At 66.3% G+C, this 19,856-nt stretch carries 19 protein-coding genes; 12 read left to right on the forward strand and 7 right to left on the reverse strand.

The window, feature by feature from the left end:
- Positions 1-217 precede the first annotated feature (217 nt).
- Both ACODS4_RS22085 and ACODS4_RS22090 read left to right on the forward strand, forming a co-directional pair.
- Positions 218-1,324 (forward strand): cysteine peptidase family C39 domain-containing protein, encoded by a 1,107-nt coding sequence (locus ACODS4_RS22085; protein ID WP_488867598.1) that lies wholly within the window; start codon positions 218-220, stop codon positions 1,322-1,324.
- On the forward strand, positions 1,321-2,739 hold the full coding sequence (locus tag ACODS4_RS22090; RefSeq protein ID WP_488867600.1) for a hypothetical protein: 1,419 nt from the start codon (positions 1,321-1,323) through the stop codon (positions 2,737-2,739). Before ACODS4_RS22085 ends, ACODS4_RS22090 begins: the two co-directional genes overlap by 4 nt.
- 24 nt (positions 2,740-2,763) lie before the next feature.
- On the opposite strand, the gene ACODS4_RS22095 is transcribed toward ACODS4_RS22090, so the two are convergent.
- A complete protein-coding gene (locus ACODS4_RS22095; protein ID WP_488867602.1) occupies positions 2,764-3,540 on the reverse strand; it encodes an IclR family transcriptional regulator in 777 nt (258 codons plus the stop codon).
- Between the two features lie 176 nt (positions 3,541-3,716).
- On the opposite strand from ACODS4_RS22095, the gene ACODS4_RS22100 reads away from it, so the two are divergent.
- A complete protein-coding gene (locus tag ACODS4_RS22100) occupies positions 3,717-4,547 on the forward strand; it encodes an IclR family transcriptional regulator domain-containing protein (RefSeq protein ID WP_488867604.1) in 831 nt (276 codons plus the stop codon).
- On the opposite strand, the gene ACODS4_RS22105 is transcribed toward ACODS4_RS22100, so the two are convergent.
- Together ACODS4_RS22105 and uraH are read right to left on the reverse strand one after the other, a co-directional pair.
- Positions 4,548-5,468, reverse strand: coding sequence for a LysR family transcriptional regulator (locus ACODS4_RS22105; protein ID WP_488867606.1), 921 nt, complete (start codon positions 5,466-5,468; stop codon positions 4,548-4,550).
- Positions 5,469-5,559: 91 nt separating this feature from the next.
- Complete coding sequence (gene uraH, locus ACODS4_RS22110; RefSeq protein ID WP_488867608.1) at positions 5,560-5,907, reverse strand: hydroxyisourate hydrolase; 348 nt, start codon at positions 5,905-5,907, stop codon at positions 5,560-5,562.
- A gap of 195 nt (positions 5,908-6,102) precedes the next feature.
- Here uraH and puuE point away from each other — a divergent pair, with 195 nt between their 5' ends.
- The 5 genes from puuE (at position 6,103) to ACODS4_RS22135 (ending at position 9,830) form a co-directional block, all read left to right on the forward strand.
- Positions 6,103-7,014, forward strand: coding sequence for an allantoinase PuuE (gene puuE / locus ACODS4_RS22115; protein WP_488867610.1), 912 nt, complete (start codon positions 6,103-6,105; stop codon positions 7,012-7,014).
- 27 nt (positions 7,015-7,041) lie between these two features.
- Entirely contained in the window at positions 7,042-7,554 is a 513-nt protein-coding gene (uraD, locus tag ACODS4_RS22120) for a 2-oxo-4-hydroxy-4-carboxy-5-ureidoimidazoline decarboxylase (protein ID WP_488867612.1), read from the forward strand.
- Positions 7,555-7,659: 105 nt separating this feature from the next.
- Positions 7,660-7,986 carry a hypothetical protein gene (locus ACODS4_RS22125; RefSeq protein ID WP_488867614.1) on the forward strand — a complete coding sequence of 109 codons (327 nt, stop codon included), beginning with the start codon at positions 7,660-7,662 and terminating at the stop codon, positions 7,984-7,986.
- Between the two features lie 106 nt (positions 7,987-8,092).
- Positions 8,093-8,557, forward strand: coding sequence for a hypothetical protein (locus ACODS4_RS22130; protein WP_488867616.1), 465 nt, complete (start codon positions 8,093-8,095; stop codon positions 8,555-8,557).
- A gap of 109 nt (positions 8,558-8,666) precedes the next feature.
- Positions 8,667-9,830 carry a phosphoserine transaminase gene (locus ACODS4_RS22135; protein ID WP_488867618.1) on the forward strand — a complete coding sequence of 388 codons (1,164 nt, stop codon included), beginning with the start codon at positions 8,667-8,669 and terminating at the stop codon, positions 9,828-9,830.
- 49 nt (positions 9,831-9,879) lie between these two features.
- On the opposite strand, the gene ACODS4_RS22140 is transcribed toward ACODS4_RS22135, so the two are convergent.
- Positions 9,880-10,398, reverse strand: coding sequence for an HPP family protein (locus ACODS4_RS22140; RefSeq protein ID WP_488867620.1), 519 nt, complete (start codon positions 10,396-10,398; stop codon positions 9,880-9,882).
- Positions 10,399-10,505: 107 nt separating this feature from the next.
- Positions 10,506-12,224 carry a hypothetical protein gene (locus tag ACODS4_RS22145; protein WP_488867622.1) on the reverse strand — a complete coding sequence of 573 codons (1,719 nt, stop codon included), beginning with the start codon at positions 12,222-12,224 and terminating at the stop codon, positions 10,506-10,508.
- A 236-nt stretch (positions 12,225-12,460) separates the two neighbouring features.
- Here ACODS4_RS22145 and ACODS4_RS22150 point away from each other — a divergent pair, with 236 nt between their 5' ends.
- From ACODS4_RS22150 to ACODS4_RS22165, 4 genes are all read left to right on the forward strand, one after another.
- The gene (locus ACODS4_RS22150; protein WP_488867624.1) at positions 12,461-13,603 is read left to right on the forward strand and encodes an ATP phosphoribosyltransferase regulatory subunit; all 1,143 of its coding nucleotides are present in this window, start codon (positions 12,461-12,463) and stop codon (positions 13,601-13,603) included.
- Between the two features lie 85 nt (positions 13,604-13,688).
- Positions 13,689-14,981: an adenylosuccinate synthase gene (locus tag ACODS4_RS22155; protein WP_488867626.1), complete on the forward strand. Its 1,293-nt coding sequence runs from the start codon at positions 13,689-13,691 to the stop codon at positions 14,979-14,981.
- Positions 14,982-15,153: 172 nt separating this feature from the next.
- Positions 15,154-17,187, forward strand: coding sequence for a protein kinase family protein (locus tag ACODS4_RS22160; protein ID WP_488867628.1), 2,034 nt, complete (start codon positions 15,154-15,156; stop codon positions 17,185-17,187).
- A 43-nt stretch (positions 17,188-17,230) separates the two neighbouring features.
- A complete protein-coding gene (locus ACODS4_RS22165; RefSeq protein WP_488867629.1) occupies positions 17,231-17,692 on the forward strand; it encodes a hypothetical protein in 462 nt (153 codons plus the stop codon).
- A gap of 13 nt (positions 17,693-17,705) precedes the next feature.
- Here ACODS4_RS22165 and ACODS4_RS22170 read toward each other — a convergent pair whose 3' ends face one another.
- Both ACODS4_RS22170 and ACODS4_RS22175 read right to left on the reverse strand, forming a co-directional pair.
- Entirely contained in the window at positions 17,706-18,749 is a 1,044-nt protein-coding gene (locus ACODS4_RS22170) for an alpha/beta hydrolase (RefSeq protein WP_488867631.1), read from the reverse strand.
- Positions 18,721-19,725: an ABC transporter ATP-binding protein gene (locus tag ACODS4_RS22175; protein ID WP_488867633.1), complete on the reverse strand. Its 1,005-nt coding sequence runs from the start codon at positions 19,723-19,725 to the stop codon at positions 18,721-18,723. The genes ACODS4_RS22170 and ACODS4_RS22175 overlap by 29 nt, the downstream gene beginning before the upstream one ends.
- Between the last annotated feature and the right edge of the window lie 131 nt (positions 19,726-19,856).

The following is a 19,856-nucleotide window of genomic DNA, read 5'->3' on the forward strand; positions in this document are numbered from 1 at the left end:
GAACCAATCTTCTCCGCCGAAGCAAGATGAAAGTTCATCAGCCAAGCGGATGGCCCTGCGGCATGTCGTCTCGCCATGACACATTTCAAAACAAATTTATTCCGGCGCTTTCCTTACAGGCGTCTAATAATATGTCTTCCGGCAGGCGCGTGATCGGCCATTTGGCAAGGGGCGCGCGCGTTCGGATGAGTCGTTGTGAAGAGTTGGGACGCGGGCCATGCTGAAGGGTGCGATCGAATACGCGCCGTCGACCTTTGAGGAGCGGGGGGCCGCCGTCGCCTTCACCACGCCTCTTCTGTCGCAAACGCGGGTGCGCCGGGGCGAACGCTCCAAGCTGGAGGTGTTGATCCCCAGCCTGTCCGAAGGCATGGGCATCTACGTGGTCGCCTGGAAATCGGTGCCGGAAATGGTGTCGATGACGATGCACGACCGCTATCTGCATGATTTGATCGTGAAGGAGGAAGCCTGCTCGCCGCAGGAGATCCGCCGGGCGACGCTGAAGGCGGCGCGGCGCGGGTTGGCCGGTCCCCAGGCGGCTCAGGCGGCGCGCCGCGCCTTGGAAGAGGACGAGGAGCAAGGCACGCTGACCCATTACCTGCTGCTGCTGGCCATCTTGAAGGCCGTGGGGCTGGAATCGCCGGAGATGCTGAAGGCGGGCATCGGCACCGACGAGGGGCAGCGTCTGACCCGCCAATTGATGGCGCGGGCGGCGGACAGCCTGAAGCTGGAGGCCAACCTCCTGTACGCCCGCCTGGCGGAGATCGCGGCGGCGGTCGCCCCCGTCGGTCTGGCGCAATCGCCCAAGCCGGGCCGCCTGCAGCGCGGCATGCAGGAGCTGAAAGCCTTCCGCCAGAGCATGACGAACTGGTCGAACGAGGTTCCCAGCGACGCGGCGCCGGTCGCCGCCTTTTGCGCCGACGTCGCTCAGCACACCATCGGCATCGGTGAAAAATTGTTGACCGACTTTCAGCGCCGGGTTGACGCCATCGGTCCGTTGATGCGCGATTGGGAGACGGAGTTCGTCGTCATCCGCAGCCACGCCCAACGCATGGCGTGGTTGTTGGACGGCTGGTCGCACGTCACCGCCGCCTGGGACGTCGTTCAGACGGAGGATCGCCAGCAACAGGCGGCGACCATCAACGATCTGTTCCGCATCATCCCGCTGCTGCCGAAAAAGGAAAGCCGCCAGGACATGCTGGGCGCGGCCAAGCGGATCAAATCCGTCCATCGCCGCTCCGTCCGCATGCTGGAGGATTGGCGAACCGGGGAGATGGACGTCGACTCCATCCGCCGGATCGAACTGGTCAAGGCCCGCGCCCCATGACCGCGTCGCCGGACGCGGCGCCGTCCGACCTTGCGCCTCCTGATCTTTTGCCGACGCTGGAACACCGGCTGTTGGCGATTCCCGACGACAAGTTTCTGGAGGTCGTCCGGCTGTTGGAGCGGGTGCGCGACCACCCCGACGTTCAGCAGACCTTCGCCAGCATTCGCCCGCGTCTGGTCCAGATGCGGCCCGAACGGCGCCCCACGCTGAAACGGGTGCTGTGCATGCCGTTCGAGGATGTGCTGGAAAGCTTTGGCGGGGCCGACGTGCCGCTTAGGCGGATTGAACGCCGGGCGATCGACCCGATGTGGGGCGTCATCGAGGATTGCGCCGACCGCCACGCCCTGGACCAGCTTGACCGGCAGGTGCAGGAGGTCGCGCCGGGCGACCACAACGGGATGCTGAACATTGGCCGCCGCCTGTGGCCGCTGGCGGCGCAGACCTTGCGGAGCGTGATGGAGAGCGACGGCTCCCGCCATGTGCTGTGGCGGCGGCTGCATGGCGACGAGGATTTGCGGCGCCAGGTGATCGACGCCGCCGTCTTCCTCGATGTCGGCTTGTCCATCGAGGCGCTGAAAAGCGACCTGTCGCCCAAGCCGTTGCCGGAGTTGGAAGACCGTCACGTCGCCGCCATCGAGCAGGCGGCCCAGGCCGTGGCCCGGCAGAACGTCGCCGCCGTCTATTCCCTGTTGCTGGTGGCCGCCGCCCGGCTGGCCGCCCCCGCCGATCTTTTGCGGGTGCTGAACGATCTGGATTTGGGCAAAGCGCGGCGCGATCAGCCGGTGATTTTCGCCCAGCTCAGCGGGCTGGTGGTCAGCAATCTGGAGGAGCGCACGGCGCGCTTTGAACCCAAAGCCGGGGCGCCGTCCACGGCGGCCACGTCGCCGGAAGCGGCGATGGCGCTGGCCGAGCGGCTGATCGCCAGCGTGACCACCACCAACGCCGTCATGGATCTGCTCAACGAACCGATTTATCGGGAGCGGCTGGAAGCGGTGAAGGCGGCGGTCGGCGCGATGGTGACGGGGGCGGTGCTCGACACCGCGTCGGACGGCATCCTGTCGGCCATTCCGCTTCCCACGCCCGGCGCGCTGCCGGTGGTCGACGAGGCGGCGCAAGCCGCCGCCGAGGATCATGCCCGCGCGCTGCGCCGCTGCGAAGGATTGGCTGACACGCTGGGTTTGCGGCACGCGGTGAGCGACACCTTGAAACGGATGGGGCAGGGTGTGTCGGTGCGAGCGCAGGCTTTGTTGAAGGATTACCCGCAGATGGCGGGCGACGCGGAGGCCGCCGAGTCGGCGGAACTGACTCTGTTCTACGCGCTGCGTTTGCTGGAACTGGTGGCCGGTCCCGCCAAGGCGGACCCCCTGCGGCTCGCCATTCTGAGTGCCATCGGCGAGTCGCCGGACGAGGGGTGACGCCCCTCTCCGGGGCGGCGGCGCTCAAGCCCGGCTGTCGGCCAGCGCCTCGCCAATCCGCGCCGCGACCCGGCGCAGGTCGGGCAGGAACAGCGTCTCCAACAAGGCGTCGGGGACAAGATCGCGAAAATGGATCAGCGACAGCCCGCCGATGACCCGACCGTTGGACAGCACCGGGATCGACGCCATGCGCAAACCCGGCGACAAGGCGGGGTACTCCCACAGGGCGTAGCCGTCGCGCCGGGCGGCGGCGATCTGCGACAGACAATCGTCCACCGGGCGAGTCAGCGCGCCGTCGGCCAGCGAATCCTGAACGATGCGCTGGGCTTCGGCTTCCGGCAGAGCCGACAGATAAGCCAGCCCGGTGGCTGAGGCGACCATGGGGAAGCGGCGATGCTCGAACAGGTTCAGCTTGATCGGCGCGGCGCTTCGGTTCGACACCTCGATCACCACGGAACGCCCTTCGGCGACGAAAAACTCCGACGGCCATTTGACCCGTCCGGCCAACTCGTCCAGCAAAGGCTGAACCTGTTGGGCTATGGGCGTGCGGTCCAGCAGGGCGCGCGACAGGTTTCGCACCTTGGCCGTCACCTGATAGCCCTCCGCCTCGCCCAGATCGTCGAGGTAGCCCTCATGAACCAGGGTTTGCAGCAGCCGGATGACCGTGGCCTTCGGCAAACGGGAACGGCGAACCATCTCCGCCACGGTCGGGGCCTGAATCTCGTTGGCGACGGCCAAAACCCGCAAACCGCGCACCAGCGCGTTGACGGGTTTGGCGCCGCCGGATCGCCGCTCGCTCATCGCGCGTTCCAGTCTGGCTCGGATTGACGGGCAGGATTGCACAGAATGAACCAAGGGTCCACAATGGGCGATATGCGGGCGAAACGTAAGGTTTGTGCGTTTTTTCTGGTATTTGCGCGATAATCGCACCATTATGCGGGGACGAGCAAAGCGCATCGTTGGGGGAGCGTCACAGCATGGTGGACACCGCGCATCCGGGGGATGGGGCGTCGCGCGCCGCCGACGCGGGCGAGGACGCCGCCGATCCCAATTTCATGACGTCGCTGGCGCGCGGCCTGTCGGTGATCCGCGCCTTCACCGAACGCGAACCGAACCTGACCATCGCCGACATCGCCAAAATCACCGGCCTGCCGCGCGCGGCGGCGCGGCGCTGTCTGTTGACCTTGATGCAGTTGGGTTATGCTGGATCGGACGGGCGCACCTTCTTCCTGAAGCCGAAGATTCTGGCGCTGGGCTATTCCTTCCTGTCGTCGGCCCCGCTGGCGACGATCCTGGATCCGTTGATCGAGCAGGTCAGCGGCGCGGTGCAGGAATCCTGCTCCGCCGCCGTGCTGGACGAGGATGACGTGGTCTACATCGCCCGCGCGGCGACCAAGCGCATCATGTCGGTCGGCCTGAACGTCGGCAGCCGTCTGCCCGCCTATTGCACCTCGATGGGGCGGGTGTTGCTGGCGGCGATGCCGGAAGCGGACTTGAGCGCCTATCTCGCGCGCGTGCCGTTGAAGCCCTTCACCGAACGCACCATCACCGCCGCCGACCCCCTGAAGCGCGAGTTGGAGCGGGTGCGCGAGCGCGGTTTTTCCCTGGTCGATCAAGAGCTGGAGTTGGGGTTGCGCTCCATCGCCGTGCCGATCCGCACGGCGTCGGGCGGGGTGGTGGCCTCGGTCAACGTCAGCGCCCAGGCCGCCCGCGTCACCTGCCCGGAGATGGAAACCCAATTTTTGCCCCGCCTGCTGCGGGCGGCGGAGGAGGCGCGCGTCCTGCTGGTCCGGTCGCGCGGCGTGTAATCATATGAGCGCGTCGGGCGACAGGCTGGTCAGCGACGCGCGGATGTGCGGAATCATGTGGTCGGCGAAGGCGCGCACCTTGGCCGGAACCAGGGCGCGGTGCGGGTAGAGCACGGCCAGCGTGATCGGTTCGGGCGGGTGGTCGGGCAGCAACGGCACCAGCGCGCCGCTGCGGATGTGGTCGGCCACTTCCCACAGCGGCTTCAGGGCGACGCCGCGCCCGTCCAGCGCCCAGCCGGTCAACACGTCGCCGTCGTCGGCGTCAAAACGGCCCGACACCGGGGCCTTCACCGGCTCCCCGCCGTCCAGCAGCGTCCATTGATATTGTTGGGTGCCGGGAAAGCGCAGCAACAGGCAATTGTGCGCCGACAGGTCGCTGGGCTTGGCCGGGCGGCCATGGGCCGACAGATAGGCGGGGGAGGCCACCAGAACCCGGCGCACGTCGGCGATCTTGCGCACGACGAAGCTCGAATCCTTCAACACCGCCATCCGCACGGCGACGTCCACCGCCTCGCGCAGCAGATCCAGCAGATGGTCGGACAGCCGCAACCGCAGCTCGACCAGCGGGTGGGCGGCGCAGAAATCCGGGACCAGCGGGGCCAGAATCCGGCGGCCAAAGCCCAGCGGCGCGGTCACGCGGACGCTGCCCGACGGCACGCCGGATCCGGCGGCGATGCCGCTGTGGGCGCGCTCCACCGCCTCCAACACCTCCAGGCAGCTTTGGTAGTAGTCGAGGCCGGTTTCGGTCGCCTGCAATTGCCGGGTGGTGCGGTTCAGCAGCCGGACGCCGAGATGCGCCTCCAACTGTTGGATGCGGTGGCTGACCATGGCGGGCGACATGCGCAAATTGCGCCCGGCGGCGGACAGGCTGCCCAGCTCGACGACGCGCACGAAGATGCGCATGTTTTCAAGCAACGCCATGGTTGCGGAATTCCCCTGTCGGATCGGGCGCTTGCCGCCAGCGCGAAGGCTAGCATCCGGCGCGCGTGCGGCGCCAGATCCGACAAGATCGTCAGCTTCCCCGGTAGGTCGAATAGGCCCAGGGCGAGACCAGCAGGGGAACATGGTAATGCTGGCTGGCGTCGGCGACGCCGAAGCGCAACGGCACCTCGTCCAGAAAGGGCAGGCCGTCGCCGCTGGCCCCCGTGGCGCGGAAATAGTCGCCGACCCGGAACAGCAGCTCGTACCGCCCGGCCTTGAGGGCGTCGCCCTGCAAGGCGGGGGAATCGAGACGGCCGTCGGCGTTGGTGACGAACTCGCCCAGCGTCGCGCCGCTGTCCAGATCGGTTAGGCGCACGCCCATTCCCGCCGCCGGACGGCCGGAAGCGATGTCGAGAACATGCGTGGTCAAACGTCCCATGGCGTGGCCCCTTTGGATGAGCGTGTCGGATGGCGGCGATCATGGCAGCCTAACGCGCGCGGCGGCGGCTTGGCGAGGGCGGGAAATTTGAAACTGTCTCCGGTCACGGGACGGATTGCCGCCGCCGGTCCCGGTGGATTAGCGTGATCGGGTCCAAGCTCCCTTCCCTTGGCCTCTTCACGAAGGACGCGCGCGATGACCCAGCCCTACCCCCGCGACATGATCGGTTATGGCGCGACCCCGCCGCACGCCCAATGGCCGGGCGCCGCCAGGATCGCCGTGCAATTCGTCGTCAATTACGAGGAGGGCGGGGAAAACTGCGTGCTGCATGGCGACGCCGCGTCCGAAGCCTTCCTGTCGGAGATCGTCGGGGCGCAGCCGATTCCCGGCGCGCGCCACATGAACATGGAGTCGATCTACGAATACGGCTCGCGGGCCGGTTTCTGGCGGCTGCACCGGATGTTCAGCGAACGCGGCCTGCCCGTCACCGTCTACGGCGTCGCCATGGCGCTAGAGCGCAACCCGGAGGCGGTCGCCGCCATGCAGGCCGCCGGGTGGGAGATCGCCACCCATGGCTGGCGCTGGATCGACTGCCAGCATCTGCCCATCGAGGTGGAGCGCGAGCACATGGCGCGCGCCATTGAGGTTCACACCCGCGTCACCGGCAGCCGCCCGCTGGGCTGGTATCTGGGGCGGAGCAGCCCGAACACCTGGCGTCTGGTCGCCGAAGAGGGCGGCTTCGTCTACAACGCCGATTCCTACGCCGACGATCTGCCCTATTGGGACGACCGCCATGGCCGCCCGCAATTGATCGTGCCCTACACGCTCGACGCCAACGACATGCGGTTCGCCACCAACCAGGGCTTCAACAGCGGCGACCAGTTCTTTTCCTACCTGAAGGACAGCTTCGACACGCTGTACGCCGAGGGGGAGAGCGTGCCGAAAATGCTGTCGGTCGGGCTGCATTGCCGGTTGGTCGGGCGTCCGGGCCGCGCCGCCGCGCTTGGCCGCTTCCTTGATTACGTGCGCGGTCATGATCGGGTGTGGGTCGCCACCCGCCTGGACATCGCCCGCCACTGGATCGCCCAGCACCCCTACCGCGCCTGATCGGCCACCGCCGGGAAAGTCACCGCCATGCCGCACCGCCTCGCCGATCTCGCCGCCCTTGACCGCGACGCCTTCGTCGCCGTTCTGGGCGCGGTGTTCGAGGACAGCCCTTGGGTCGCCGCCGCCGCTTGGGAGAACCGCCCCTTCGCCGACGTCGCGCATCTGCACGCGGCGATGCGCGACGTCGTCCGCGCGGCGGGGACGGAGCGGCAGCGCGCCTTGATCCTGGCCCACCCCGACCTGGCCGACAAGGCGACGCGGCCCGCCACCCTCGCCGCCTTTTCCCAGATCGAACAGGCGCGCGCCGGCCTGAACGACCTGACCGAGGCGGAGATTGAGGAGCAACGGGCGCTGAACCGCGCCTACCGCGCGCGTTTCGGCTTTCCCTTCATCATGGCGGTGCGGTTCAGCACCCCGCAGAAAATTCTGGAAGGGATGCGCGCCCGCGTGCCAAACGCGCCGGAGGTGGAGTTTGCCCAGGCGTTGGAGGAAATTTACAAGATCGCCGAATTCCGCTTGGCCGATCTGATTGTGACATAAAGAGGCGCCGCGTCTTTTTTCACCGCAGGCGTGGAATGATCGGGGCGCGGCGCTTGTTCGCCTGATATCGGGGATGTCGTTCCCCGGCAGCAGGAGGACGCCGTGATGTCTGGCCGTTTGTTGAAAATCTTGTGGACCGTGGCGGGCGGTCTGGTGATCGGCGGCGCGCTCGCCGGGGCGACGGCGGGCGTCGCGTCGGCTCACGGCGATGATTGGCGCGGCTATGGCTATCGGGGCGAGCGCGAATGGCGTGGCCCGGATCATGAGTGGCGGCGCCATCACCGCCATTGGGAAGAGCCGCGCGTGATTTACGTGCCGCCTCCTCCGCCGCGCGTGATCTACGCGCCCCCGCCGGTGGTCTACGCCCCGCCCGCCTATTACCCGCCGCCGACTCTGGGTTTTGGCTTCAGCGCCAACATTCCGATCCGTTGATCGACGGTTTTGACGCAATGGACCGCTTCCGACTGGCCGCCGGGCGGATTAAGGTGCTCCCCATTCGGGACCGCCCCGTTTGGGCGGACAATGAGGGAGAGGCGTTGTGCGTCATGGTGTGGTGAGCGCGGTTGCGCTGGCGAGTGGTTTGCTGATGACCGCCGGACTGGCGCAGGCGGCGGAGGAGCCGCGTTTGACGGCGGCGCTGGGCGACGCGGTGTTCAAGCTGATCGACGTCGCGCCGAAGGTCACGCGGGTGGTGGTCAACGACGCGACGGTGTTTGAGGACCGGGACAGCGCGCTGGTGACGTTCGTCAACGCCTACACCATTGATGGCCGCTGGATGCTGCTGCTGAAGGCCGAGAGCGGGGGCAAGGATTGTCCGGCCCGCTTCCGCGTTCTGGAGCTGTCGGCGCCCAAGCCGCATGTTTCGCTGCCCTTCGGGTCGTGCAGCGACGCGGCGGAGGTGTCCACCGACGGCGGCGTGTTGACGGTGTCGATGCCGGTTCCGGCGGCGACGGAAACCGCTGCCTGGACCTACCGCGACGGGCGGGTCGCCCGCACGCGCTGAGCGAATGGCAGACGCTCCAACGGGCGGCGCGGGGTTGGTTGACGGGTCGGGCCGCTGCTTTTAAGGTCCGAACCTCTGCACACCCCCTTGTCCGGGTAGGAAGTCCGCCATGAAGCCGAGCCGCCGTCCCTCCACCCCGCTGTTTTCGTCCGGCCCCTGCGCCAAGCGTCCGGGCTGGTCGCTGGAAGCGTTGGAAGGCGCGCTGCTTGGTCGCTCGCACCGCTCCAAACCGGGCAAGGCCAAGCTGAAGGAGGTCATCGACCTCACCCGCGCCATTCTCGCGATTCCCGGCGATTACCGCATCGGCATCGTTCCAGCGTCGGACACCGGCGCCGTCGAAATGGCGCTGTGGTCGATGCTGGGCGCGCGCGGCGTCGACATGCTGGCCTGGGAAAGCTTCGGCAAGGAGTGGGTGACGGACGTCGTCAAGCAGCTCAAGCTGCCCGACGTGCGGACGATGATCGCCGACTATGGCGCGCTGCCCGATCTGTCCAAGGTCGATTTCTCGCGTGACGTCGTGTTCCCGTGGAACGGCACCACCGCCGGCGTGCGGGTGGCGAACGGCGATTGGATCCCGGCGGACCGCGAAGGTCTGTCAATCTGCGACGCGACCTCCGCCGCTTTCGCGATGGATTTGCCCTGGAGCAAGATCGACGTCGCCACCTGGTCCTGGCAAAAGGTTCTGGGCGGCGAGGCGGCGCACGGCATGCTGGTGCTCAGCCCGCGCGCGGTCGAACGGCTGGAAAGCTTCCAGCCCGACCGGCCCCTGCCCAAGATTTTCCGCATGACCAAGAACGGCAAGCTGATCGAAGGCATTTTCGAGGGCGACACCATCAACACCCCGTCGATGCTGTGCGTCGAGGACGCCATCGACGGTCTGCGCTGGGCCTTGTCGGTCGGCGGCCTGTCGCAATTGATTCGCCGGTCGGAGCAAAATCTCCGTCTGGTCGCCGACTGGGTGAAGGACAGCGCGTGGGCCGGGTTCCTGGCCGACGACGAGGCGACGCGCTCCTGCACCTCGATCTGCCTGCGTTTCACCGATCCCGAGGTTCGGGCGCTGTCCGACGAGGCGCAGGCCGCCTTCGCCAAAAAGCTGTCGGCGCTGCTGGAAAAGGAAGAGGCCGCCTTTGACGCCGGATCCTACCGCGACGCCCCGCCGGGCCTGCGTCTGTGGGGCGGCGCCACGGTGGAGAACGAGGACATGGAAGCGGTGCTGCCCTGGCTGGACTGGGCGTTCGCCACGGTCAAAGCCGAGGTGATCGGGGCGAAGTGAACGGAATTGTGAGACTCCGCCAGCGGTTTGAACCGACCGCTGGCGAGCCTCACACCCAATAGCGCGGATAGGCGCGGTCGCGGCGCAGGTTGTTGACCAACAGGCCGATGCCGATCAACGTCAAGGCGCCGACCAGCGCGGTCGGCAGCAGCGTCAGCGCGTCGGTTCCCGGCGCCAGCGCCAGCAGCGGCATCGCTCCGGCGGGCGCGTGCAAGGTGCGGGTCAATTGCATCGCCGCGATGGCCGTGCCGACCGACAGGGCGACCACCCAAGGCGAACTGCCCAGCAACGACAGGGCGATCACGCCGATCAGCGCCGACACCAGATAGCCGCCGATGACGCTGCGGGGTTGCGCCAGATGGCTGTCCGTCGCCGCGAAAATCAGCACGCAGGTCGCGCCGAAGGGGGCGAGCAGCATCGGCAATTTGCTGAGGATCGAGAGAAGGCTGATCGCCCCGATCCCGGCGCTTCCCCCCACCCAGGACCACAGAATTTCGCGCAGATGGGGGCGGGTCGGGGCCTGTTCGGCGCCTTTCATTTTTCCGAAGAAAACGCCCAGCCGTTTCATCCGCCACCCTCCGCAAAAGCGGCGCGGATGGTAAGCGTCGTCTAAAAAAACGTCAAGACGCCGAAATTTTCAGCAGCGGTCTGTCTGCCGCGTGACCATTGCATGGGTCAGGTCAGGCCAGCTTGGCCCAACAGCCGGTAAAATTCCCGCAAGGCGGTTTGTTGCAACGTGGGATCGGCCAGATCCGCGATGTATTTCTGCTCGAACTGCGGTTGACGCAGGTGGGAGACGACCCGCTCGCGCACCACGGCCAGCGCCTTGCGGCTTTGCAGCGTGCCGGGGGCGCACAGTTGCATCAGCCGGTTGGCGCGGTGGCGCAGCGGGTCGGACGGGTTGTCGATGCGTTCAACCAGCTTGCAATCATGGATGTAGGCCACCAACAGAGTGTCGATGCTGTCGGCCAAACCGGCCTTCAGTGGTTCGGGCGTGTTGGAGTCGCGAACCTGGGTGTAAAGCTTGGTGAAGAGTTCCAGATTGATCTTGATCGGTTGGCTGCGGTCCACAAAGCGGCCAAAGGCGCGCGGGTCGCCGGTCAAACCGTTCATCAGCCGGGCGACGTCGTCGGCCTGTTGGCGGCCAAGATCGGACTGGGACAAGGCCATGAGGAAGCGCAACCCCTCTTTGGCGTCGGCGTAGAGGCCGCAGACCTCCTCCATCGCGCGCCGTCGGCCAGCGGCCCCGCCACCCTCCAGGAAGCGCAAATAGCGCAGAACCAGCGCCTCGGCCATGCCGCCGCCGCCAATCAGCCCGTCGGGCGTGGTCACGCGCCGCAACACCCGCTGGAACGCCTCCCGCTCCTGCCCCGGATCCGCGCGGTAGAGCGGTTGGTTGCTTTTCAGTTGGCGGCGGACCAGATCGATCATGACATGGCGGGTTTCGTCGAGATCGTGAAAGGCCAGCAACTCGTTGAGATGGACCGCCCGGTCATCCTCAGCCCGGCGGCTGACGTCCAGACGCCCGCGCGACAGGTCGATCAGGCTGCACAGAGCCTCGGCCAAGCTGCCTTGCAGGCCAAGCAGCTCTTGGGCCACCGAAGGCGCGCCCAGCACGTCGGCGATCACCCCGTCGATCAACAGCAGGGGGCGGTCGGTCAAACCACCGTCCTGCCGCACCAGTTCGCCGAGAAAATCAAGCTTGGCCAGCCAGTTGCGCATTTGCACCAGATCGCGCGACACCAGCGTGCGGGCCAGGAAATCGCAAGATTCCGGTTCTTCCCGCGCGGCGAGAAACTCAAAGGCCGGGCGGAAGCCGACGCTTTCCAGATTCGGCAAATCTTTGCGGGCGGCGGCGGCGCGGGCGCGTTCGGTGGCGCTGTTGAGGAAACCGTACAGCTCATCCCGCCGCGACCGGCTGTCCATTCCGGCCTGTTCCGCTTGAAGAACGGCGACGCGGCCCACGGCGGTGGGAACCAAGTTGTCCTTGTCGAGCAGTCGCTTCAACTCGGTGTGGTTGTGGAGGATTTCGGTGGGGGTGACGACGATTCGTTCGATGTAATTGCGCAACAGCCGATTCATCACCATCCGTCCTTCAACGCCAAAACAGGCTTCGGCGCTGTGACAAAGCGCTGGGGCTTCGTCGATGGGCGTGATGACGATGCTGTTGGAAACGCTGCGGAATTCCTGGTGGACTTCCGTTTCGACGTGGCGTCCGTCGGGTCTGGCCCAGTCGCGGACCACCCGAATCCCCTCGATTTTCCCTCCGGACAGGATGCGCTTGCCATAGGCGCGCGCCTCGGCCTCGCTCTCGAAACAGGAATCGAGAACCCAATGATCCGCCTGGTAAATCTGAACTTCGTAACTGCTGCTCACCAGGGCCATGCGGCGCATCACCCAAAATTTCGCTCTCTGAATGATCCAGGATTCGGATATTTTTCTGATAAATTCAACGGTATTTTCTGTCGTTCTCTTGTCGGTTGCTTGCGAAGACAACCGGCCCTGGCGCCGACGCAGGGGAGATGACGACGGCTTGCGGGGCTTTTCCATTTGCATGGCGGGCTGGCGTCGGGTATTAGCCCGCCCCGTATGCCCGACATTTGCCATTCCCTGACGAGACGACTCTGGCCATGCCCGCCGACGCTCTGAACTCCGCCCTTCTGCCCGCCGGATTGCACGATGTGCTGCCGTCCGAAGCGGCGCATGAAGCGGTCGCCGTCGAACGCCTTTTGACGGAGTTCGCGGCGCACGGCTACCGCCGCGTCGATCCGCCTTTGGTGGAGTTCGAGGAAAATTTGCTGTCCGGCGCCGGCGCGGCGATGGCCAAGCAGACCTTCCGCGTGATGGACCCGCATTCCCAACGCATGATGGCGGTGCGGGCCGACATCACCCCGCAAATCGTCCGCATCGCCACCACCCGCCTGCTGAACGAGGCGCGCCCGCTGCGCCTGTGCTACGCCGGGCCGGTGTTGCGGGTGAACGGCACCCAGCTTCGCCCCGAACGCCAGTTCACCCAGGTCGGCGTCGAGCTGATCGGCGCGGTGGAGCCGGAGGCCGACGCCGAGGTGATCCTGCTGGCCGTCCAAGCGCTGACCGCCATTGGCGTGCCGCATTTGTCTGTGGATCTCTGCGTCCCGAAGATGGTGGAGCGCATCTGCGCCGGGCTTGGCCGTCCGGAGGAGGAAATCCGGCAGTTGCGCGCGGCGCTGGATCGCAAGGACGTCGCCGGGGTGGCCGAGGTTGGCGGCCCGGCGGCGGCGTTGTTGGAAACGCTGATGAGCGCGTCTGGCCCGGCGGATCGGGCCATGAGCGCTCTGACGGCCGTTAAACTGCCGGAAGAGGCGGAGTTGGACCGTCGTCGTCTGACCGCCGCGCTGGCGGTCATGCGGGCGGCCATGCCGAATCTGACCGTCACCATCGATCTGGTCGAGCATCGCGGTTTCGGCTATCAAACCGGCCTCAGCTTCACCCTGTTTTCCCGCGACGTCGGGGAGGTCGGGCAGGGCGGTCGTTATCACGCGGGCGCGAACAAAGAGCGCGCCACCGGCTTCACGCTTTACATGGATTACATCCTTCCGGCGATCCCGGTCGTGCCCGCGCCCGCGCGCGTTTATGTGCCGCATGGCGCTCCGTGGGACGTGTCGAGCAAGCTGCGGGCCGATGGCTGGGTGACGGTGGCCGGGCTGGCCCCGGTCGCGGACGCGGCGGCGGAGGCCAAGCGGCTTCTGTGCGGGCATCGTCTGGCGGATGGCGTCGTCCATCCGGTTGAGTAGGGCATCCGGTTGAGTAGGGCTTTTCTTTCCCTCCCCCCTCCGGGGCGAGGGGGTGTGCGGATCATTTTGTTTGCGGAGACATGAGATGGCCAACGTGGCGGTGGTCGGCGCCCAGTGGGGCGACGAGGGCAAGGGCAAGATCGTCGACTGGCTCTCGAGCCGGGCCGATGTCGTGGTGCGCTTCCAGGGCGGTCACAACGCGGGCCATACGCTGGTCATCAATGGGGTTGAGTACAAGCTCAGCCTGCTGCCGTCGGGCGTCGTTCGCCAGAACAAGCTGTCGGTCATCGGCAACGGCGTCGTCTTCGACCCGTGGGCTTTCATCCGCGAAGTCAACGCGATCAAGGAAAAGGGCGTTGACGTCAACCCCGGCAACCTGATCGTCGCCGAAAACGTGCCGCTGATCCTGCCGGTGCACGGCGCCATCGACCGCGCCCGTGAAGAATCCAAGGGCGCGTCGAAGATCGGCACCACCGGGCGCGGCATCGGCCCGGCCTATGAGGACAAGGTCGCCCGTCGCGCCATCCGCCTGTGCGACCTGACCGACGAAGCGGTGCTGGTCGAAAAGGTGGACGCCCTGCTGGCCCACCACAACGCGCTGCTGCGCAGCCTGGGCGCGCCGGAAATGACGCCCGCCGATCTGCTGGAGCCGTTGCGCGCGATCGCCCCGCAGGTCCTGCCCTACGCCGCCGTGGTGTGGAAGCGGCTCGACGAGCTGCGCCGGGCGGGCAAGCGCATCCTGTTCGAGGGCGCGCAAGGCTCGATGCTCGACATCGACCACGGCACTTACCCCTACGTCACCTCATCCAACACGGTGGCGGGCAACGCGGCGGCGGGCAGCGGCATGGGGCCGCGCGCGGTCGGCTATGTGCTGGGCATCAGCAAGGCCTACACCACCCGCGTCGGCTCCGGTCCCTTCCCGACCGAGTTGACGGACGAGATTGGCGAGCTGATCGGCCAGAAGGGTAAGGAGTTCGGCGTCGTCACCGGGCGCAAGCGCCGTTGCGGCTGGTTTGACGCCGTCATGGTCCGCCAAGCGATCAAGACCGGCGGCATCGACGGCATCGCGCTGACCAAGCTGGACGTGCTCGACGGCTTTGACGAGATCAAGGTGTGCGTCGGCTACCGTCTGGACGGCAAGGAGCTGGATTATTTCCCGGCCAACGCCGGCGCCCAGGCTCGCGTCGAACCGATCTATGAGACGTTTGAAGGTTGGAAGGACACCACGCGCGGCGCGCGTTCGTGGGCCGAACTGCCTGCTCAGGCCGTCAAGTATGTCCGCCATATCGAAGAGCTGATTCAGGCTCCGGTCGCCCTGCTGTCCACCAGCCCGGAACGCGACGACACCATCCTGATGACCGATCCGTTTTCGGATTGATCGACCCGCGCCGTTCGGCCCTCCGCCCAGGGGGAGGGGGCCGAACGGGCTATGCGGAATGTTTGTCATCAACAGCTTGCCGTTTCGTTCGCGTGCGCGTTAAGACTTTGTTTGCCCTTTTCGCGCCACCTAGGGCTTGCGCAGGTTCGCTTGTCTCGGGGATACGCCGCTCATGCCGTCCGACGCTCAGACCGCCGCCATGGGTGCGATGGCCAACGCCGACGCTGTCAAGCTGGCGGAACGCTACGAAATCCAGCCCAGCGCGCCACTCCCGATGCTGAACGCGGTGGGCGGCAACGCCTTCACCGCCAAATCGCTGCGCGAAAAGCGCATCGAACCCTTCTCCATCATTTGTCACGCCTCGACCCTGCCCCGGATGGATGTCTGTTCCACCGTGGCCAGCCTCGACAACGGCACGCACATGCGGCTGTTGGATTGGGGATTGGTGGATTGGCCGCAGGATCGTGGACGCCGTTATTGTCTGGTGTTTGAGCGACCGGGCGGGCGCCGTCTGATGGGCGCGCTGACCGACACCATTGACCCGATGCCAGAAGACCAGCTCACCCGGCAGATCGTCCATCCGCTGGTGTCGGCGCTGAAGGAAATGACGAGTCGAGGCGTCGTGCATGGCGCCATCCGACCGACCAACATGTATTTCCGCGATCTCGCCTCGGGCGGGTTGATGCTGGGGGAATGCGTGTCAGCGCAACCTGGCTATGGCCAGAATGTGGTGTTGGAAACCGTTGAACGCGGCATGTCCGCTCCCGCCGGGCGCGGGACCGGAACGGCGGCGGACGACATGTATTCGTTGGGCGTGACGCTGCTGATTCTGGCGCTGGGGCGCAATCCGGTCGCCGGGTTGGACGACGAGGCGATTGTTCAGGCGAAGATCGAGCGCGGTTCGTATCCCGCCCTGGTCCAGCAGCACCGTTTGCCGCTGGCGATCAACGAGGTGGTGCGCGGGCTTCTGGTGGACGACCCCAAACAGCGCTGGACGCTGAATGATCTTGATTTGTGGGTGGCTGGGCGGCGGCTCAGCCCGAAGCAGCCGCAGATTTCCCGGCGCGCCGCGCGGCCAATGGAATTTCAGGGCCAGGAATATTGGCATTGCCGGACATTGGCGCGCGGCTTCGCCCGTCATGTTCCAGCGGCGGCGACGGTCATTGAAAGCGGCGAGCTGGACAAATGGCTGCGCCGTTCGATGGGTGACGATTTGCGGGCGGAGGCCGTCGGCAACGCCATTCAGACGGCGTCCAGCGGCAAGGGCGGCAGCCAAGGCGACCGGCTGGTCGCCCGTGTTTGCATGGCCTTGGACCCGTCGGCGCCGATCCGCTATCGCGGGCGGGCGATGATGCCCGACGGGGTGGCCACCATGCTGGCGGAAGCCTTTTTGCGCAACGAATCGCCGCAGGCGGTCGCCGAAGTGATTGGCAATCAGTTGCCGATGTTCTGGGTGAACGTGCAAAGCGACTTCAAGCCGGAATTCGTGCCTTTGGTCCAAATGTACGACCAGTTGCGCGGTTTTTTGGAGCGCTCGGCCTATGGGTTGGGCATCGAGCGTGTGTTGTACGAGATGAATCCGACGATGCCCTGCATGAGCGGTCTGGTGGTCAAGCAGTTGCCAACCAACCCGGCGGAGCTGCTGCGCGCGCTCGATTGGCTGGGGGCTGGGGGCGAGCGGCACAAAGACCCCATTGATCGGCAAATCGCCGCCTTTCTGGCGGCGCGGCACAAGCGGTCGGACGATTTGCTCTACACGCAGCTTGGCAGCGGGATCGAGCCGACGCGCCGGGTCATCGCCATGCTGACCATTTTGTCGGATGTCCAGGCGCGCACCGGCGTCGATGGGTTGACCCATCTGGCGAGCTGGGTGCAGGCGATGCTGGATCCGGTTTTCCGTCGGTTTCACAATCGGAAGACACAAGAGCTGGTGCGCAAGCAGGCGGACGGCGCGGCCCACAACGGGCGATTGACCGAGCTGCTGAAGGTGGTGGACGATCCCGAATCGTTGCGCCGCGACCGTCTGGAATTCGAGGCGGCGCAGATTGAGTATCGCGAGGCCGACGCTGAGATGGAGAAGGTCCGCCACACCATCGCCGACCGCAACAGCATCGTCGAAACATCCGGGCGGCAAGTGGCCGCCATTGTGTCCAGCCTGCTGTCAACCGTTTTGGTTGCGGGCATCATTTTGCTTTTCGCATTCTGACGGGGGTGACGCTATGGCGCGGAGGCGGAGGAAAAAGGGCGGGATGCTGACGTTGCTCCTGCTGGTCATTCCGGCGGGGCTGATCGTGCTGCCGACCTCCATCCTGTTCGGGGTGGGGATGATCCCGACCATCGTCGCCTACATCGTCGACCGTGATCCGGAAAAATCGGCGCCCATCACGGTCGGTGGGGTGAATTTTTGCGGGTGCATGCCTTTCGCCATCGATTTGTGGAAGCACCAGCACACCATTGGCGCCGTCGCGAAACTGTTGGGCGATCCATTGTCGTGGCTGACCATGTATGGCGCGGCGGCGGTTGGCTGGGGGCTGTATTACGGCATTCCCCCGGTTGTGGCCGGCATGGAGGTGTCCCGCGCCGAAAAGCGCGTGGAAGTTCTGAAGCAGAAGAAAGTCGCGCTGGTTCAGGAATGGGGCCCCGACGTCGCAGGCGATTATTTCGACGAGTCCGGCGGCTTTGAACCTGGCGAAGAGCCGGAGGAGGCGTAAAGCGCCGTCCGCGTCACTGCGACGCCAACAGCCTGCGTGGACGCTGTTCCGCCCCGCTGAGCAAGGACTTCTTGGGATCGCCGATCCAACCGGCAATGTCGTCGATCACCACGGCCCCCTGGCGATCTCGCAGCAGCATGTGGTAGCCGTCAGGATAGACGGCCACGACGTGCCGCTCGTTGGCTTCAAAAGCGGCCAGAGCGCGCTCCACGGGGCGGGGGGGCAACACCTGCTCGTGGGCGCCATAGAGGATCAGCGCGGGGGCGTCCAGGCGACGGCAGGCGGCCAGCGCCTCATCCATCAGATCGGTCAACCCGGCCAGCGCGTCAACCCGCGCGCCCTTGATGACCAGCGGGTCGCGTCCCAGCGCGCGCAGCATCGGCAGATTGTCCGACGGCTCGATGCCCAGGTCGCGGGGAGGATGAACCACCATGCCAGGAACCAACGCGTTGCTGAGCCACAGCGCCACGCGGGGAAAGACCCCCATCGTGTCCCGGCCCCAGACGGCGGGGGCGACCAGGATGGCGCCATCGACCGCGAGAGGGGCGGAGGAATCGGTCAGCGCCGTCAAGGCCACGGCTCCCCCCATGCTTTCGCCCAGGAGGAACAGCGGACGATTCGGGTGGCGACGCCGGAGTTGCGCCACCGCTGTTTTCAGATCAGCGACCAGCGTCGGCGTTCCTGGCCAAACGCCGGTGTTGGCGGTGGCTCCGAAGCCGCGTTGGTCATAGGCGTAGGTGGCGATCCCCTGCGTCGCCCAACGCCGTCCGGCGTCGTCAAAGGCGTTGGAATAGTCGTTGAAGCCGTGAAGCGCCAGGATCACCGCCCGTGGCGGGGTGATTTCGGGCAACCATGAGCGGGTCGGCAACGTGTAGCCGTCGGCGGCGGTCAGAGCGTGGTCGTCCAGGCTGGGGGCGATCACGGCCGGCCCCATCGGTTGCAGTCGGCCCGCGCAGCCGCTGAGCAGGCCGCCGCCCAGCAGCAGAGCGACCCCGACGACCGAGGCTTGGGCCAACGCCGCGAGCCGGTTACGCGGCGTGAGTTTCGCCGCCGCCATGCGCGCCGCCGGTCAATTGCAGGAAGATGTCCTCCAAATTGGATTCTTCCGTGGAGACGTCCACGATGCCCAATCCTGACGCGACGAGGGCGTTGAGAATGGCGTCGGCCCGTTGCCGACTGGGCTGATAACGGACGACCAAGCGCCGAGGCGTCGGCAGTTCCACGGTGAAGCCGTTCAGGGCCGACGGGGCGGCGGTCAAATCACGGTCCAACGTCAGGCAGAGCGCCTTGTTGTCGATTCGGCGCAGCAGGGTGGCGGTTGGCTCGCAGGCCACCATCGCGCCATGGTTGATGATGGCGATGGTGTCGCACAGCTCCTCAGCCTCCTGAAGATAATGCGTGGTCAGCAGAACCGTGGTTCCGGCCCGGTTCAGCGTGCGAACATAGTCCCAAAGCTGGCGGCGCAACTCCACGTCCACCCCGGCGGTCGGCTCGTCCAAGATCAGCACCGGCGGGGTGTGGACCATCGCCTTGGCGACCATCAGGCGGCGTTTCATGCCGCCCGACAGCGAACGGGCGTGGGCGTCGGCCTTGTCGGCCAGCCCGACGGCGGCGAGCAGCTCGTCCGTCCGCCGTTCACGCGCGGGCACGCCATACAACCCGGCTTGCAATTCCAGCATTTCGCGCGGGGTGAAGAAGGGATCCATGTTCAGCTCTTGGGGAACCACGCCGATGGACGCGCGGGCGCGGCGTGGGTCGTCCGTCACCTCATGGCCCCAAATCCGGGCGGTTCCGCCGCTTTTGTTCACCAGCCCGGCCAGAATGTTTATCATGGTGGATTTTCCGGCCCCGTTTGGACCCAGCAATCCGAACAGGGAGCCGCGCGGGATGGCGAGGTCGATCCCCTTCAGCGCGTGCTTGGGGCCAGCCTTGCCGGTCGGCTGGTAAATCTTGGTCAGACCGCGAAGTTCAACCGCGTTCGCCGGAAGATCGACCGGGGCGGGGACGCCCGATGGGGAGAGGTGCGCGACCATGTGTCTTCAAGACCATTCTGGTGGAGTTGCAGGAAACCGAGTCAATCCCGTTGATCCGCGCCGCGCGATGGGTATCATCCGGCCCGCGCGGGCAGTTCCGTGTTCGAGGCTCGTCGCAACGGGCGCTCCCA

The sequence above is a fragment of the Azospirillum sp. FG154 genome (assembly GCF_057809575.1).